Annotated in this window: 15 protein-coding genes and 1 riboswitch; of the genes, 13 read left to right on the top strand and 2 right to left on the bottom strand. The window is 46.9% G+C overall.

Features of this window, described 5'->3' with window-relative positions; genetic code table 11:
* Positions 1-28: 28 nt before the first annotated feature.
* The 13 genes from VIG27_RS17210 (at position 29) to VIG27_RS17150 (ending at position 14,381) form a co-directional block, all read left to right on the top strand.
* Positions 29-1,588, top strand: coding sequence for a hypothetical protein (locus tag VIG27_RS17210; protein ID WP_394523925.1), 1,560 nt, complete (start codon positions 29-31; stop codon positions 1,586-1,588).
* A gap of 133 nt (positions 1,589-1,721) precedes the next feature.
* The gene (locus tag VIG27_RS17205; protein WP_394523924.1) at positions 1,722-2,573 is read left to right on the top strand and encodes an amino acid ABC transporter substrate-binding protein; all 852 of its coding nucleotides are present in this window, start codon (positions 1,722-1,724) and stop codon (positions 2,571-2,573) included.
* A gap of 24 nt (positions 2,574-2,597) precedes the next feature.
* Positions 2,598-3,248: an amino acid ABC transporter permease gene (locus tag VIG27_RS17200; RefSeq protein ID WP_394523922.1), complete on the top strand. Its 651-nt coding sequence runs from the start codon at positions 2,598-2,600 to the stop codon at positions 3,246-3,248.
* A gap of 10 nt (positions 3,249-3,258) precedes the next feature.
* Positions 3,259-4,023 carry an amino acid ABC transporter ATP-binding protein gene (locus tag VIG27_RS17195; RefSeq protein WP_394523920.1) on the top strand — a complete coding sequence of 255 codons (765 nt, stop codon included), beginning with the start codon at positions 3,259-3,261 and terminating at the stop codon, positions 4,021-4,023.
* 100 nt (positions 4,024-4,123) lie between these two features.
* Positions 4,124-4,762 (top strand): hypothetical protein, encoded by a 639-nt coding sequence (locus VIG27_RS17190; RefSeq protein ID WP_394523918.1) that lies wholly within the window; start codon positions 4,124-4,126, stop codon positions 4,760-4,762.
* Positions 4,763-4,925: 163 nt separating this feature from the next.
* On the top strand, positions 4,926-6,566 hold the full coding sequence (locus VIG27_RS17185) for an ABC-F family ATP-binding cassette domain-containing protein (RefSeq protein ID WP_394523917.1): 1,641 nt from the start codon (positions 4,926-4,928) through the stop codon (positions 6,564-6,566).
* A 174-nt stretch (positions 6,567-6,740) separates the two neighbouring features.
* The gene (cbiQ, locus tag VIG27_RS17180) at positions 6,741-7,517 is read left to right on the top strand and encodes a cobalt ECF transporter T component CbiQ (RefSeq protein WP_394523916.1); all 777 of its coding nucleotides are present in this window, start codon (positions 6,741-6,743) and stop codon (positions 7,515-7,517) included.
* 31 nt (positions 7,518-7,548) lie between these two features.
* Positions 7,549-8,412, top strand: a complete 864-nt coding sequence (locus VIG27_RS17175; RefSeq protein ID WP_394523913.1) for an energy-coupling factor ABC transporter ATP-binding protein — start codon at positions 7,549-7,551, stop codon at positions 8,410-8,412.
* A 13-nt stretch (positions 8,413-8,425) separates the two neighbouring features.
* Positions 8,426-8,612: riboswitch (cobalamin riboswitch) on the top strand.
* Positions 8,613-8,737: 125 nt separating this feature from the next.
* A complete protein-coding gene (locus VIG27_RS17170) occupies positions 8,738-9,487 on the top strand; it encodes an energy-coupling factor ABC transporter permease (protein WP_394523912.1) in 750 nt (249 codons plus the stop codon).
* Between the two features lies 1 nt (position 9,488).
* Complete coding sequence (locus tag VIG27_RS17165; protein ID WP_394523909.1) at positions 9,489-9,806, top strand: energy-coupling factor ABC transporter substrate-binding protein; 318 nt, start codon at positions 9,489-9,491, stop codon at positions 9,804-9,806.
* A 115-nt stretch (positions 9,807-9,921) separates the two neighbouring features.
* Positions 9,922-10,677 carry an exodeoxyribonuclease III gene (locus tag VIG27_RS17160; protein ID WP_394523907.1) on the top strand — a complete coding sequence of 252 codons (756 nt, stop codon included), beginning with the start codon at positions 9,922-9,924 and terminating at the stop codon, positions 10,675-10,677.
* A 28-nt stretch (positions 10,678-10,705) separates the two neighbouring features.
* Positions 10,706-12,520, top strand: coding sequence for an ABC-F family ATP-binding cassette domain-containing protein (locus tag VIG27_RS17155; protein WP_394523905.1), 1,815 nt, complete (start codon positions 10,706-10,708; stop codon positions 12,518-12,520).
* A 31-nt stretch (positions 12,521-12,551) separates the two neighbouring features.
* Positions 12,552-14,381, top strand: coding sequence for an alpha-amylase family glycosyl hydrolase (locus VIG27_RS17150; RefSeq protein ID WP_394523904.1), 1,830 nt, complete (start codon positions 12,552-12,554; stop codon positions 14,379-14,381).
* On the opposite strand, the gene VIG27_RS17145 is transcribed toward VIG27_RS17150, so the two are convergent.
* Together VIG27_RS17145 and VIG27_RS17140 are read right to left on the bottom strand one after the other, a co-directional pair.
* Complete coding sequence (locus VIG27_RS17145; protein WP_394523903.1) at positions 14,368-14,805, bottom strand: MarR family winged helix-turn-helix transcriptional regulator; 438 nt, start codon at positions 14,803-14,805, stop codon at positions 14,368-14,370. The genes VIG27_RS17150 and VIG27_RS17145 overlap by 14 nt on opposite strands.
* An 11-nt stretch (positions 14,806-14,816) precedes the next feature.
* Positions 14,817-17,078, bottom strand: coding sequence for an ATP-binding cassette domain-containing protein (locus VIG27_RS17140; protein WP_394523900.1), 2,262 nt, complete (start codon positions 17,076-17,078; stop codon positions 14,817-14,819).
* Positions 17,079-17,636 lie beyond the last annotated feature (558 nt).

Genomic DNA, 17,636 nt, shown 5'->3' with positions numbered 1-17,636 from the left:
TCTGAAAATACCAGTGAGGACAATGGATATGGAAATCAAGGTACAGGACCAGCTGGCCGGAGACTTGCCCCAGGCCATGGAGCGGGCCGTAAGAAAAGGGACCATTGAGGCTGAGATTGAGTTTATAAAGGACATAGGGGAAACGGCCAAGACCTCTATGGAAAAAGCCGGGGAAGCCGGGGCAGAGCCGCCCAAAGAGGCTGATTCCTCCAGGGATAGGGCCTCTGTCTCCGATGAAAGTGGACATTATAAGGAAGGGCAGGAAGACGATTCGGACCCGGACCTGGCCTGGAAAACCATCAAAAGCTGGATTCCGTCCCCGGAAAGAGAGCTGGCAGACGAGCTGAGGGACCTTACTGTTATCTACAAAGAACTGCTGCTTGCCATTTTGGAGCATACTTCAGAAGGAGAGAGGCAGGGAAAACTTTCGGCTTTGGAAGAGATGGTTCCGGACCTCCTTGCAAAGCTTCTGAATGTCAGCCTGGGAGAGTTGGAAGCCCTGCTTCAGAATTTTGGCTCTCAGAGTGCCAGAAATGCACTAAGAGCCGCCCTCTATTACAACGTGACAGGCAATGCCCTGAGCGAACGGGAGCTTGAGCAGGTTTTTAAAGGCGTTCTTAAAGGGGCGGAAGCCATGGAAGAGGGACAGGGTGGCATAAGGATTCCCGTCAATAAATCCGAGAACCAGGGAGAACAGGGAATCATCTATCAGCCCGCCGGCGAAGGGCGGATCAAAAACGATGCAGGATATTCCAGGCGGATGTTAAAGGAAGCTTACATATCGGTCATTGATGGAAAGAACAGAAAGGGAGCGGAAAGCGAAAAGGTCTTCGGTGCCAAGGTATCCATTTCCCCAATGGCGGAAAAGAACCTCTATACTCCGGCGGACCTTGCTCTTGCAGAGCGTTTTGCCGCATACATGAATCATTCCGGCAACTTGCTAGGTGCATCTGCCTTATCCGGGGGAAGTGAAGAGCTGTACGGGTTTCTTGCTGCGTTAATGGCTATGAAATCCCTGGCTTTTGGTATGTATTCCGGCATTGATAAGGGGCTGGCTTCGGATTTAAGGGATTCCATTGACCGGATGATTGACTTCTACATACAGGAACAGGATCAGAGGATTGCAAACAGAAGCAGGGGTTTGGAAGGCAGACGGCAGTCCTTTCAACCCAAGGAGGCATATAAAATCTTTTATTATCTGATGAATCTTTATCAGACTACAAAAGACTTGCAGGAGACGGTAAACAAAGGCATGCGCCATGCATACCGGCAGTTTTTAAAGAAAAAGGAAGGGTTGAGGGATGGGGACGAATCCTCGTTCTTTTTCTCTAAGGGCAAAAAAGATGCCATAGAGGACTGGAAGGAGGGAAAACGTCAGATAGAGCGTGATTTCAGGGAATTCCAAACCTTTCTAAATGGCCAGGACCAAAACGGAATGCCGTTTGGAGTTCTGGAATTAAGTCCCTGGGGCATGTTCGCAGAACCGGAAAACAAGCCTGATAGAGGACCGGTACCGGCTTCCTCCCTGTTTTTGATCGGAGGCGCAGCCGTTTTCCTTATTTTACTGCTTGCAGTTGTTTTTCTTTAAATGTTTTTGAGGGGTTTTCAGATATGCTGTTAAATTCAATCATATTTTTTTCTTTGTGTAAACTTTTTGCTTTACAGAAACACTTTACTATGCTACCATGGTAACACATGAAATTAACGAGGAGGATACAAGGATGAAAAAAATAATGATAAAAATGGCAGCAGCACTGAGTGTACTGGCGTTACTGAGCGGCTGCTCTTCAAAGCAGGAGACAGCACCGGCAGACCAGGCCGGGGAAACCAAAGAGTCAGGCTCCGAAGAGTCCGGTGCAGCAAAGGCAGGCGATGGGGAAGAAACCTTTACGGTAGGCTTTGATCAGGATTTCCCGCCTATGGGATTTGTAGGGGACAATGGAGAATACACCGGCTTTGACCTGGATCTGGCAAAGGAAGTGGCAAACCGCCTGGGGAAGAAGTTTGTGGCACAGCCAATCGGCTGGGATGCCAAGGATATGGAGCTGGAATCAGGAAATATCGACTGCATCTGGAACGGATTTACCATGAACGGGCGGGAAGACGGCTACACCTGGACAAAACCCTATATGAAAAACAGCCAGGTATTTGTGGTAGCTAAGGACTCCGGAATTCAGACCCTTGGGGACCTGTCCGGAAAGATCGTTGAAGTCCAGGCCGATTCTTCCGCAGAAAAAGCCTTAAAGGAAGATGAGACCTTATTGAATACGTTTAAGACCTTACAGACCACTCCGGATTACAACACCGCATTTATGGATCTGGAAATGGGCGCAGTGGATGCCGTTGCCATGGATGTAATCGTAGCCGCCTACCAGATTGAACAGAGAAAAGCTGATTTTGTGATCCTGGAAGAATCCTTATCTGCCGAAGAGTACGGAGTAGGCTTTAAAAAGGGAAATGAGAAGTTAAGAGATCAGGTTCAGGAGCAGTTAGAAGCCATGGCAGCCGATGGCACCTTAAAGAAGATTTCAGAACAGTGGTTTGGCAAGGATGTTACCACTGTTGCAAAATAAAAGAACGTAATTGGAGGAGTAATCATGACTTTCATACAGATACTATCACAACTGGCAGGGGGGATGTGGGTCAGCATTCAGATCTTTGTGGTGACCCTGATCTTTTCGCTTCCCCTGGGACTATTGGTTTCCTTTGGAAGGATGTCAAGGAACCCGGTCATAAAGGCCATTGTTAAATTCTATATTTCAGTCATGAGAGGAACGCCCCTGATGCTTCAGCTGATGGTGGTTTATTTCGGTCCATATAACTTATTCGGTATAAAGGTGGGGAATGATTACCGCCTTTATGCTGCGTTTATCGGATTTGTCATCAACTATGCGGCGTATTTTGCGGAGATTTACAGAAGCGGCATCCAGTCCATGCCTGCGGGCCAGTATGAGGCCGCCAGGCTGCTTGGCTATACAAAGTCCCAGACTTTTTTCCGCATTATATTTCCTCAGGTGGTCAAACGGATTCTTCCTTCTGTCACCAATGAGGTGATCACGCTGGTAAAGGATACCTCTTTAGCATTTACCATCAGCGTCCTGGAGATGTTTGCCGTGGCAAAAGCGCTGGCTTCTTCCCAGACGAGCCTGATTCCCTTTGTGGCAGCAGGACTTTTTTACTATGTCTTTAACTTGATCGTTGCAGTCGGGATGGAATCCTTAGAAAAACGGATGAATTATTATGAGTAGGAGGACCGAGATGTATTTACTGGAAATGAACCACGTGAAAAAATCATTTAACGGCCAGGAGGTTTTAAAGGATATTTCCCTGTCCGTAAAAGAGGGGGAGATTGTCTCCATCATCGGTCCCTCCGGTTCCGGGAAATCCACCCTCTTACGATGTGCTGCCATGCTGGAGCAGATGGACCAGGGGGAGCTCATTTATCTGGGCGAAAAAGCAGCATATTCCGGAACAGAGGGAAATTCCGTCTACGCAGCCAAAGACGTGCTGCGCCGGATTCAGAAATATTACGGGCTGGTATTCCAGAACTTTCATTTATTCCCTCATATGACGGTGATGAACAATGTGATTGATGCTCCGGTTCATGTGCAGAAGCGAAACAAGGAGGAAGTCAAGGCAGAAGCCATAAAGCTGCTTCAGAAAATGGGACTGGAAGACAAGGCAGAGGCATATCCCTGCCAGCTTTCCGGCGGTCAGTGCCAGCGTGTGGCGATTGCCAGGGCTTTGGCTTTACATCCCAAGATCTTATTCTTTGATGAGCCTACCTCCGCTTTGGACCCGGAACTGACAGGAGAGGTCTTAAAGGTCATTAAATCCCTGGCAGAGCTTCAGATCACCATGGTCATCGTCACCCATGAGATGGCCTTTGCCAGAGATATCTCCGACCGGGTCATCTTTATGGCAGACGGAGTCATCGTGGAGGAAGGGACACCGGAGGAAGTGTTCTCTTCCATCAATGTCCGCACACAGAGTTTTTTGGGCAGGTATAATGAAATCTTGTAGAAATTGGAAAATTTAAGAAAAAAGAAAAAGATTTTTCACAATCGGATGGTATACTGAAATCGCAATCATCGTTGAAGCATAAAAGAAAGAAGGGAAGTTTATGAAAAAAACATGGATGGCAGCATTGCTTATCTGTTCGGCCCTTGTCTTTACGGCCTGTGGAAGATCAGCTGTTAATAAAGAAACAACCGGGACATCGGCTCCGGTTCAGAGTTCAGGAACCTCGGCTGAGGTAAGCACAGAAGCTCCCGGCGAAACAGAGGAATTTAAAATCCTGACCGGCAAGGTGGTAAATGTTACCGACAACATGGATCAGATCACCGTATTGAATGGGAAAGCAGAGACTACCCTTGATTTAGACCGTGTGGCAGTAGAGACTTCCTATGCGCTTGAAGATGGAGTAGAGGTTTCCGTGGTTTATAAAGGGGAAATCTCCGGTGATGATGCCAAGAATGCGAAGATCTTACTTGTGTTAGATGCCCAGGAGAGCATGAAAGTGCAGGAAGTCACAGGAATCGTGACAGACCAGGCCATGAGCACCTTTACCATCAAGACCGAATCCGGAACGGAGATGGGCTTTATGAAAGACAATGCAGAAGGTCTGGATTCCGATGTACTTGGAAAGGCCGCAGATGACAGCAACGGAAGCGGAGCAAACGTGAAGGTTACTTATGTGACGGTCAAATATGATGCAGGAAGCGCTTCTAATTTTCCTCTGAAGGTAGAAGCTGCCAAATAAGAGAAAGTAATACCCCAGGAAATCCCGGATAACCAAGGCTTTTTTGATAAAAGGCTTGCAAATTCGGGATTTTCATGTAAAATAAGAGAGATGACAGCGGAAGGGTCTATAGACCCTTTTTTTATGGTTTTTTCATAAGCAGATCACAGAAAGGAAATTTAAGATGATTAGTGCACATAACGTAACATTAAGAATCGGGAAGAAAGCTTTGTTTGAAGATGTAAACATTAAGTTTACTGAGGGAAACTGCTATGGTATGATCGGTGCCAACGGTGCTGGAAAATCCACATTCCTTAAGATTCTTTCCGGTGAACTGGAGCCTACAGCCGGTGACATCGTCATTACACCAGGACAGAGACTTTCCTTCTTAAAGCAGGATCATTTCAAATACGATGACTTCCAGGTACTGGACACCGTTATCATGGGAAATACCAGACTTTATGAGATCATGAAGGAAAAGGATGCCATCTATATGAAGGAAGACTTTACCGACGAGGACGGCATCAAGGCAGCAGAGCTGGAAGGCGAATTCGCTACGATGAACGGCTGGGAGGCGGAATCCGATGCAGCAAACCTTTTAAATGGTCTTGGGATAGAAACCGATCTGCACTATAAAACCATGAGAGAATTAAACGGTGCGGAAAAGGTAAAGGTGCTTCTTGCACAAGCCCTGTTTGGCAATCCGGATATTCTTTTGTTGGACGAGCCGACCAACCACCTGGATTTAGATGCGATTGCATGGTTGGAGGAGTTCCTGATAAACTTTGAAAATACGGTGATCGTGGTTTCCCATGACCGCTATTTCTTAAATAAAGTCTGCACCCACATTGCGGACATTGATTACAGCAAGATCCAGCTTTATGCCGGAAACTATGATTTCTGGTATGAATCCAGTCAGCTTATGGTAAAGCAGATGAAGGAAGCAAACCGGAAGAAGGAAGAGAAGATGAAGGAACTGCAGGACTTTATCCAGCGTTTCTCCGCCAATGCTTCCAAGTCAAAGCAGGCGACTTCCAGAAAGCGTGCCTTAGAAAAGATCGAGCTGGATGACATCAAGCCTTCCAGCCGTAAATACCCATACATTGATTTCCGTCCCGCCCGTGAGATTGGAAACGAAGTGCTGACCGTCAATAACTTATCAAAGACCATTGACGGTGTGAAGATCCTTGATAACATCTCTTTCACCTTAAACCGTGAAGATAAGGTGGCTTTGGTAGGGCCTAACGAACTTGCAAAGACAGTTCTCTTTAAGATTCTTGCAGGAGAGATGGAGCCGGATGAAGGCGATTACAAGTGGGGGCTTACCACTTCCCAGTGTTATTTCCCAAAGGATAATACGGCTGAATTTGACAACGATGATACCATCGTTGACTGGCTGACCCAGTATTCCCCGGAAAAGGATGCCACCTATGTACGAGGCTTCCTTGGACGTATGCTTTTTGCCGGTGAAGACGGTGTTAAGAAAGTGAAGGTGTTATCCGGTGGAGAAAAGGTGCGCTGTATGCTTTCCAAGCTGATGATTTCCGGTGCCAATGTTCTGATGCTTGATGAGCCGACGGACCATTTGGACATGGAGTCGATTACCGCACTGAATAATGGTCTTGTGAAGTTCCAGGGAGTTCTTATTTTCTCCTCCCGTGACCATCAGATCGTTGAGACCACAGCAAACCGTATTATGGAGATCGTAAACGGCCAGCTGATTGATAAGATCACTACCTATGACGAATATCTGGCAAGTGATGAGATGGCTCGTAAGAGACAGGTATTTACTCTGACAGAGGAACAGGCAGAAGAGAACAATTAATCCATGTAATTTACCGGCTTGAAGGTAAATCACATAAGAAGTTAATCCCCTGAATGAATGATTATTATAACACTCATTTGGGGGATTTTTTTGTGACCCATGATAATATGCAGGTTATTTTAAAGCGTGATTGAATATTTTTCTCATATGACGTATAATCGCCTTTAAAAGGAGGTGAAAACGATACATACCATTGATTATTATGCTTATGTTTCCGGGATGAAGGGCTGGAACTCCCAATTTAAGGCAATTGTGGCTGTGGCAGCCTTGTTTTTTTGCATTGGGGCGGATAAGGTATGGGTGTCCATGCTGGTGTTTCTGCCCATGTCTTTTCTGACGGTATTTGTGGGAAGAGTTTCATGGAGAAGTTATTTGGCTCTTCTTCGGATTCCGTTAGCCTTTCTCCTGATGGGAACTGCGGCCATTGCAGTGGGCTTGTCCCCCGTACCCTATGGGAACGTTTCTGTATCGGTGTTTGGATATTATCTGTATCTGACAGAGGATGGGCTGCGGATGGCGGTCCGGCTGATTTTAAAGGCGATGGCGGCTTTAAGTGCCATGTATATGCTGGTGCTTTCCACTCCCGCAAGTGAGATCATCTGCATATTTGGCAGGCTTCATGTACCTAAGATCATTTTGGAGCTTATGAATATGATTTACCGGTTCATTTTCGTGATGATGGACACCCAGTACCGCATGAGGCTGGCAGCCGAATCCAGACTGGGATTTTTGGGGTTTAGAACCGCCTGCCGTTCCTTTGGCAGTTTGGCCGGGAATTTATTTGTGGTTTCCTTAAAGAAAGCGGGGGTCTATTATGATGCGCTGACGGCCCGCTGCTACGATGGGGAGCTTATGTTTCTGGAAGAGGAAAAGAGGCTGAAAGGGTGGCAGATCTGGGCGGCAGTCAGTTATTTTCTAATTCTTTTCCTGGGATACCTGCTGTCCATTTAAAGATAGCAAAGAGAAGGAGAGGTGAGGAAACATGGAGGAAATCCTTTTACAGGCCGAAAATTTAAGCTATTCCTATGAGCAGGGCAAAGAGGTATTAAAGGGAATCAGTTTGACGGTAAAAAAGGGAGAAAAAATCGCAGTTTTAGGTTCTAACGGAGCGGGAAAATCAACCTGCTTTTTCAATCTGAACGGCGTATATCAGCCCAGCACCGGAAGAATTATTTATCGGGGGAAGGAGATTAAAAAAAAGGACTTAAATGAACTTAGAAAAAATGTGGGAATCGTCTTTCAGGATGCAGACAATCAGATCATTGCTTCCACGGTATTTGCAGAGATTTCCTTTGGCCCTATGAATTTAAAGCTTCCAAAGGAGGAAGTGCGGCGGCGGGTGGTAGCTGCCATGGAAGATATGAATTTAAGCGGGTTTCAGGACAGGCCCCCCCATTATTTAAGCGGAGGGGAGAAAAAACGGGTCAGCATCGCAGATATCCTTGCCATGGAGTCTGAGATCATTCTATTTGATGAGCCTACGGCGTCTTTGGACCCGGTAAATGTGGAAATGTTAAAGGATGTTCTTGATAAGATGAGGGCAATGGGGAAAACTCTTTTGATTTCCACCCATGATGTGGATTTCGCGTATGAATGGGCGGACCGGGTGCTGGTCTTTGCCGATGGGCGGATCATCGCCGATGGTCCGGTTAAGGACGTATTTGAATCAAAGGAGGTGTTGGAGCAGGCAAATCTAAAAAAGCCTGTGCTGATGGAGGTTTATGAAAGTCTGGTGGGGCATGGTGTTTTAAAAAAGGGGGATCGTTTTCCGAGAAATACAAAGGAGCTGGAGGTCCTTTTAAGCGAAATTCCAGAAATTTACAAAGAAATTGACAGAATGGTGTGAAACGTCTAAAATAGGAGAGTATTACGTGAAAGGTGCCTGTGTACATTCTCCGCAGGATAATAGGGAAAAGGGTGAGAATCCCTTACGGTCCCGCCGCTGTAAGTGTGGAGCACAGTTTCATAGATCACTGGGAAACTGGGAAGAGAAACTGCTGTGAAGATCCATGAGTCAGAAGACCTGCCTTTCATTTCGCTACGCACAGGTTACGAGTGATGACCGGTGCCGGAAGTCTTTTTGTTGTGCAAAGATTTCTTAAACAAGCGCCTGTCTGATGAGTGGGAATCATCGGATGAGAGGGGCTTATTTTTTTGGAAGGAGAATAACAATGAGTAAGAAAGAAAAAAGTATTATGAGACTTGCAGTCGCATTTGCACTGGCCTTTGGGATCATGCCAAGTGCCTATGCCATGCACATTATGGAGGGGTATCTGCCTTTGGGATACTGCATCGCCTGGGGAGCGGTGTGTGTACCGTTTCTGGCAGCAGGATTTTTCTCCATCAGGAAAACCCTTAGGGAAAACAAAAGAGCAATGACCATACTTGCCATGTCAGGAGCGTTTGTATTCGTCATTTCCTCTTTAAAAATCCCGTCTGTCACAGGAAGCTGTTCCCATATGACCGGAACGGGGCTGGGGGCCATTTTGTTCGGTCCGTCGGCTGTGAGCATTCTGGGGATCATTGTTCTGATCTTTCAGGCGATTTTACTGGCTCACGGAGGACTGACCACGCTTGGGGCCAATACCTTTTCCATGGCGATTGCAGGGCCTTTTGTATCTTTTGGAATTTATAAATTATGCAGGGCTTGTAAGGTCAACAAACTTGTCAGTGTATTTCTGGCCGCCATGCTGGGAGATCTATTTACATACTGCGTGACCAGCATTCAGCTGGCACTTGCTTACCCGTCAGAGGTGGGCGGTGTGGCTGCTTCTGCCGTGAAGTTCTTAGGTGTTTTTGCGCCTACCCAGCTTCCTCTGGCAGTCATCGAGGGAATCCTTACTACCGTTATCATCATGACGCTTGAGACCTATGCACTTCCCGAATTAAAAGCCATCGGATTTTCAAAGGAGGTTCGGTAAAATGACAAAGAAAAACAAACAGATCGTAGCCGCACTTTTGATTTTGGTATGTTTGATCGCGGTCATTCCGTTATTTGCCGTTAAAGGGGCAGAGTTCGGCGGGTCCGATGATGCAGGAAGCCAGATGATCTCTGAGATCCGGGGCGCGGAGTATGAACCCTGGTTCACTCCCGTTTTTGAGACCGTGATCGGCGGGGAGCTTCCCGGCGAAGTGGAAAGCCTTCTTTTCTGTCTTCAGACCGGAATCGGCGTGGGAGTCATGGCCTTTTTCATGGGCCGTTTTGTGGAACGGAAAAAATGGCAGGACAAACAGAAGTAAGAATACGGAAAAATCCATTGATTTGGGGGCTGTCGCATGTTTCGTGCGCAAGCCCCCTTTTCTAATTCATGGGGGAATGGTATACTAGACCTATCTTTAGACCGAGGTGAAAACAATGAAAAAAATGATTTCCTGGAATGTAAACGGCCTTCGTGCCTGTGTGGAAAAGGGATTTTTGGATTATTTTAAAGAAGTGGATGCAGATGTATTTTGTATACAGGAAAGCAAGCTGCAGGAAGGACAGATTGATCTGCCCACTCCCGGCTATCACCAGTACTGGAATTATGCCGAAAAAAAGGGATATTCGGGAACTGCCATATTTACCAAAGAGGAACCCTTGTCGGTGGCTTACGGGATTGGAGCAGAGGAGCATGACAAAGAGGGACGTGTGATTGCCGCCGAATTTGACGAGTATTATGTGGTTACCTGTTACACTCCTAATTCACAGAATGAGCTGGCCCGTCTTCCCTACCGCATGACCTGGGAGGATGCATTTCTGGCTTATGTAAAAAAGCTGGAAGAGAAAAAGCCGGTAATTCTTTGCGGGGATTTCAATGTTGCCCATAAGGAGATCGACTTGAAAAACCCGAAAACCAACCGTAAGAATGCCGGTTTTACCGATGAAGAAAGAGCGAAATTTTCCGGTCTTTTGGAAGCCGGATTTGTGGATACCTACCGCTATTTCTACCCGGATACCGAAGGGGTGTATTCCTGGTGGTCTTACCGCTTCAGTGCCAGACAGAAAAATGCCGGTTGGCGCATTGACTATTTCTGCGTTTCGGAACGCTTAAAGGACAGGCTGGAGAGCGCAGCCATCCATACGGAGGTTCTGGGCTCGGATCATTGCCCGGTGGAGCTTGTGATCCGGTAATGGGAAAGACAGGAGAGAAGGATAAGGAATGAATTTACTGACGATTGAACATTTGACAAAATCATATACGGAACGGCTGCTGTTTGACGATACCAGCTTCAGCATTAATGAAGGAGAAAAGATCGGACTGATCGGCATCAACGGTACGGGAAAATCCACGCTTTTGCGGATTGTTGCAGGTCTGGAGGTGCCGGATGAGGGAAATGTGGTTAAGGGCAGGAACCTGGATATCCGGTTTTTATCCCAGAATCCCAAGTTTCATGAGGGGGATACCATTTTACAGAGCATTGTCCGGGAAAATGAAGGACACGAACATGTGTGGGACTTGGAGAGCCAGGCGAAGACCATGCTGACAAGGCTTGGCTTTACGGACTTTGACTCCAAGGTGGAGACTTTATCGGGAGGCCAGAGAAAGCGGGTGGCTTTGGTCAGCGTCCTGCTTTCCACGGTAGACCTATTGGTTCTTGACGAGCCTACCAACCATTTGGACAGCAGTATGGCGGAATGGCTGGAGGACTATCTGCGCCGGTTTAAAGGCGCCCTTCTCATGGTTACCCATGACCGGTATTTCTTAGACAGCGTGACCAACCGGATCGTGGAACTGGATAAGGGAAAGCTTTACAGCTACCAGGAAAATTATGCGGGCTATTTAAAGCTGAAGGCAGAACGAATGGATATGGCGGCTGCCTCGGAGCGAAAACGCCAATCCATTTTAAGGGTGGAGTTAGAATGGATGCAGCGGGGAGCCAGAGCCCGTTCCACCAAGCAGAAGGCCCATATTGAGCGGTATGAGACGCTCAGAGACCAAAAGGGGATCGAGCTTGACCAGACTGTGGAGCTGGATTCCATCGCAAGCCGGCTGGGCCGTACCACGGTGGAGCTTCAGGATATATGCAAGGCCTATGGTGATAAGGTATTAATGAAGGATTTTACCTATATCTTCCTGAAAAATGACCGCATCGGAATCATCGGGCCAAACGGAAGCGGAAAATCCACGCTGATGAAGATCATCACCGGATGGCAGGAGCCGGATTCGGGAACCGTCACCATAGGCCAGACGGTGAAAATGGGGTATTTTTCACAGGAAAGCGAAGATATGGATGGCAGCTTGAAGGTCATTGATTACATCCGAAATGTGGCAGAGTATGTAAAGACAAAGGATGGCAGCGTCAGTGCCTCCCAAATGCTGGAACGGTTCTTATTTCCGCCCAGTGTCCAGTATACCACAATTGATAAACTGTCCGGCGGAGAGAAAAGAAGGCTTTATCTTCTCCGGATACTGATGGAGGCACCCAATGTGCTTCTCTTAGATGAGCCGACCAATGACCTGGATATTCAGACGTTGACCATTTTAGAGGATTATTTAGACAGCTTCCAGGGAATCGTTGTTACCGTATCCCATGACCGGTATTTCTTAGACCGTGTGGTAAGACGGATCTTTGCGTTTGAAGGCCAGGGAAAGGTGACCCAGTATGAAGGCGGGTTCACGGATTACCAGGCGGCATTTCAGGAAAAATACCCGGATGGATTACCTGGTCAGAGCGAATCCAGGCAGAAGAAAGCAGACAGCGGGGAGAAGAAGGCGAAGGAACGGCCTAAACTGGAACGGAAGCTTAAATTTTCCTATAAAGAGCAGAAGGAATGGGAAACCATTGAAGATGAGATCGCAGGTCTGGAAGAAGCGCTGGAGGGCTTAGACGGACAGATGGCGGAGGCGGCCAGTGATTACAGCCGGTTAAATGCTCTGATGAAGGAAAAATCAGAGAAGGAACAGCTTCTGGAGGAGAAGATGGAGCGCTGGATGTACTTAAATGAACTGGCAGAACAGATTCGGAACCAGTGACAACACAAAAGAGGCAGAGGAGTAACCAGGTATGGAACAGTACAGATTGAGAGCGGAGAAGGAAATATTTCCCATGGGACAGACCATGGTACTTAACGGAATTCATTTCAGCGTAGCCGCAGAAGGAGAAGACTGCCGTGTTTTGTTCTTTAAAGAGGGGGAGGAGGAACCATTTCAGACACTATCCTTCCCCCAAAAGTGGAGACGGGGAAATGTCTTTTCCATGACGGTATCAGGGGACTTTTCCGGCCTTTTTTACTGCTTTGAGATTGATGGAAAACGGTTTCCCGATCCTTATGGAAAGAGGTTTACAAACCGGGAGGTATGGGGAGATTTGGACCAGGCCCAGCGTCTCCAGCTCTCTCCCTTAGAGGTCTCGCCCTTTGACTGGGAGCAAGACCAATTGCCTCAAATCCCTTATGAGGATACCATCATTTACCGGATGCACTGCCGTGGCTTTACCAGACACAGTTCTTCCGGGGTGAAAGACAAGGGCACGTTCCGGGGAATTATGGAAAAAATCCCGTATCTGAAGGAACTGGGAATCACGGCGGTGGAGTTGCTGCCGGTCAATGAATTCCAGGAGGTCATAATGCCGGAATATGTGCCTGGAAATCCATTTGGTGTGGATAAACCCACTGGAAAATTAAATTATTGGGGATATGGGCCGGGATTTTACTTTTCGCCTAAGGCTTCCTTTGCATCTGGGGAGTCTGATCCTGGGATAGAATTTAAAAACCTTGTGAAAGCCCTTCATAAAGAGGGAATAGAATTGATCACCGAACTCTATTTTACAGGGAAAGAGCCGGCTTCCTTTGTGCTTGATGTGGTTCGTTTCTGGGCAAATGAATTTCATGTGGATGGAATCCACTTAGCCGGCTTTCCGCCTTTGGACATCCTGAGAGACGATCCGTATCTGAGCCGGATCAAGCTGATTGCCGGCTCGTGGGGGGAGAGACCAGGAGAAGGGAGAAAGCACCTGGGAGAATGCAACGACGGTTTTTTGGTGGATATGCGCCGGGTGCTAAAGGGAGACGAGGACCAGATGAAGAAATTGGCATTCCGTATCAGGAGAAACCCGGCGGAACATGGCATCATCAACTATATGGCAACTACCAACGGCTTTACCATGATGGATATGGTTTCCTACGACACCAGGCATAATGAAGGAAACGGGGAAAATAACCGGGACGGCAATCCTTACAACTATTCCTGGAACTGCGGAGCCGAAGGGCCGACGAAAAGAAAAACGGTTTTGGAGTTGAGAAAAAAACAGCTTCGCAATGCATTTCTTCTTCTTTTTTTGAGTCAGGGCACTCCTCTTATTCTGGCGGGAGATGAATTTGGTAATTCCCAGTCAGGCAATAACAATGCTTATTGCCAGGACAATGAGGTGTCCTGGCTGAACTGGAATTTAAGAAAGAAAAACCAGGATCTTTTTGATTTTGTAAAAGCCCTGATTGCCTTCCGGAAAGCCCATCCGGTATTTCATATGCCAAAAGAGCCGAGACTGATGGATTATTTAGCCTGCGGACTGCCGGATATGTCCTACCACGGCGTAAGAGCCTGGTGCCCGGAGTTTGACAATTTCAGAAGGCAGTTAGGGGTCCTTTTCTGCGGGGAATATGCAGTGAAACCGGATGGCACGAAGGATAAAAGCTTCTATGTGGTCTATAACATGCACTGGGAGCCCCATGAATTTGATCTGCCCAACCGGAAAGAGGGAAAGTCATGGCATGTGGTGTTTCATACGGACGCGAAGGATACCGGCGGAAGGTATGAAAGCGGGGCGGAACCAAAGGCGGAGGGCAGACGATATCTGGTTCCGGCAAGGACGATCGTGGTGTTTATGGAAAAGTAGCGTGTTGGTTTTCCGCATACAAATCCGTAATTTTCCGGCACATGGCTGAGAATGTTTCTACTTCTTGTGGAGTCAGTGCTTGTTCAATCAAATCCATAATTTCATTTCCCAGACGTTCCACCCGTCTTAAAAAGGCAATTCCCTCCCCGGTAAGCACAATGTTATAGGACCGGCGGTCTTTGGTCTGCCGTTCCTGCGTGATATAATTTTTTTCCAGCAAACGTTTGGTCAGCTTGGAAATGCCGGACTGGGAAATGCCTTTCATTTCCGCCAGTTCCTTGGCGGTCTTTGGCCCCTGTTTAAATAGGGTATCCAGAATATAATACTGAGCGGTTGAAACGCCCTCCACGTTGAACCGGTTGGTATTGGAAACGATCATGCATTGAAAAGGAACATAAGTTTCTTCTAATTTATTTGAAGCCATTTCACATTCTCCTAAATTTTCTTAATATAGTTCTTTAAATAAGTCCCTGTCAGGGAATTTTCGCAAGAAATAATATCTTTTGGCAGTCCCGAAAACAGAATTTCTCCGCCATTTTGCCCGGCATATGGACCCAGGTCAATGATCCAGTCCGCCTGACACATAATGTCCAGATTATGCTCAATGACGATCAGAGTGGAATTTCGATCTACAAGGCGGTTCATCATGTGGATTAACTGGCTGATATCGGCCATATGAAGGCCGGTGGAGGGTTCATCAAGCACGTAAATCTGACTCTGGTTTTCCAGTTCAGATGCCAGCTTGATGCGCTGCAGTTCTCCGCCGGATAAGGTGTTTAATGGCTGACCCAGTGTGATATAGGTGATTCCCACGTCAGACAGCCGCTTCAGTACGGTTACGATCTCCATTTCGTGAAAAAATCCCAAAGCCTCTGATACCGTCATTTGGAGGACATCGCCAATGGTTTTTCCCCTTAACCGGTAATGAAGCACTTCTTCTGTGTAACGCTTTCCGTGGCATTCCTCGCATACGGTTACTATGGTATCCATAAATGCCAGGTCCGTATAGGTAACGCCTAAGCCTTTGCAGACCGGACAGGCGCCTTTGGAATTAAAACTGAACAGCGATGCACTGACCCCATTGGTTTTTGCAAACAGCTTTCTGATTATATCAAAAATTCCTGTAAAGGTGACAAGGTTGGATCGCTTGGAAGCTGGTATTCCTTTTTGGTCAATCAATACCGTTTCAGGGTAAAACTCAGGTAGAATCTGATTGATCAGAGTGCTTTTTCCAGATCCGGCGACTCCGGTTATCACGGTCATGACTCCTTTTGGGATATCTACGGACACATTCTTTAAGTTGTGGAGTGTGGCATTGGATAGCGAGAGCCATCCCTTTGGGGTACGGGGAGTTTCTTTCAACGAAGGACGGTGTGACAGATAGGTTCCTGTCAGAGTACCGGATGCTTTCAGACCCTCATAATCTCCCTGATAGACGATTTCACCGCCATGGATTCCGGCCCCCGGTCCCATGTCGACCACATGGTCTGCAATTTGGATCATATCCGGGTCATGCTCCACAATCAACACGGTATTGCCCTTGTCGCGTAAAAGTCTCATAAGTCCGTTGATTTTGCTGATGTCGTGAGGGTGAAGTCCGATGCTTGGTTCATCAAAAATGTAAGTTAAGTCTGTTAAGCTGCTTCCCAGCTGGCAGACCATTTTGATCCGCTGGGATTCACCTCCGGAAAGCGTGGAGGTTTCTCGGCTCAGACTTAAATAATCCAGCCCAATGGACACCATATGCTGCAGCCGGCTTGTCAGTTCGCAAACAATGGGCGCGGCCGCAGGAACAGTGATGGACCCGATAAAATCCAGCAGCTGGCTTACCTGCATATCCGCACATTGGGAAATATTTTTCCCGTTGATCTTGCAGGAAAGCACCTTTTCATTGAGCCGTTGCCCATGGCAGCAGGGGCAGGTTTGTTTGGTAACAAAGCCCTCGATCTCTTTGCTGTATTTCACCTTTTCGCCTTCTTCCTTTTTTAGAAAGCTCCGTTTAATCCGGGGGATGAGTCCCTCGTACAGTGAGGTCTTGTGCCATTGGGGGTCCGGGTTCTTCAGCTTCATGTTGTCGGCGTATAGCAGCAAATCCATTTCCTGGGAAGTAAAATCCCGGATCTTTTTATCGTTATCAAACAGTCCGGAGTGAATATAACGTGTATGCCGCCATCCGCCTGGTTCAAACGTCGGGAAACGTATGGCACCTTCATTTAAAGATAGATCTTTATTTAACAGGCGTTCAAGATCCACCGCTTCTATTGTCCCAAGACCCTGGCAGCCGCCGCACATTCCCGCCGGATTATTAAATGAAAAAGCATCGGAATATCCTGCAAACGGTTTGCCGATCCTGGAAAATAAAAGGCGGAGTAAGGAATAAGTATCTGTTATGGTTCCTACGGTTGAACGGGCATTGCCTCCCAAGCGTTTCTGATTGATAATAAAGGCCACAGAAAGACCTTCCATGGAATCCACATCGGGTTTTCCATAATGGGGAAGGCGGTGGCGGATAAAGCTGGTGTAGGTCTCATTTAACTGTCTTTGGGATTCTGCTGCGATGGTATCAAATACCAAAGACGATTTGCCGGAACCGGATACTCCCGTAAACACTGTGATCTTCTTTTTGGGGATATTGATATCTATATTTTTTAAGTTCCGTTCCCTGGCTCCGGTCACCCGGATATAATTATTGCACATCGTGTCGCCTTTCTGACTGATATATGAAATGGTTAATATATGAGCGGGTTAAGTATATTTTAACATGGTTGATGTTTCGTTTCAATGCTTCCATGATTTTTATTTGTAAGAGAGCTATGATGGCACATTTTTCGGGGAAGGGCTGGACGGGATTCTGGTTTTTTAAATAACATTGTTGCCAGGTGTGAGATTTCTGGATAAAGTGGATTGAATTCAGGTTTTACAGGAACGCTGTGGAGAAGGGGGAAAGAGGTACTGGCTATTTTGGACGTTGGGATGAATGAGAGCGAGGATACGTGTTTTTATTTGGATAAAGATGTGCAGATGTAAAAATCCAATGGCTTAATAAGAATTTTCACCGGCATTTGACTATTTGGGTAAGGCAGTTCACAAAAACCCGCCAATGAAAGCGGGTTGCGTAATCGGAGCAGGCAATGTAGGGAAAAACATATTTGCAGTACTGCTTTCAGTTGGACATTCGTGTATCGTATTACGTTTGATTACAGAGGAAGACAGAATTGCTTTAATAAAATTAAAGTGGCAAAGATTAAAGAAAGT

The organism is Lacrimispora sinapis (assembly GCF_043633585.1).
Lineage (GTDB): Bacteria > Bacillota > Clostridia > Lachnospirales > Lachnospiraceae > Lacrimispora > Lacrimispora sinapis.
The sequence above is the reverse complement of the archived record's forward strand: the minus strand, read 5'-3'. Positions and strand labels throughout refer to the sequence as shown.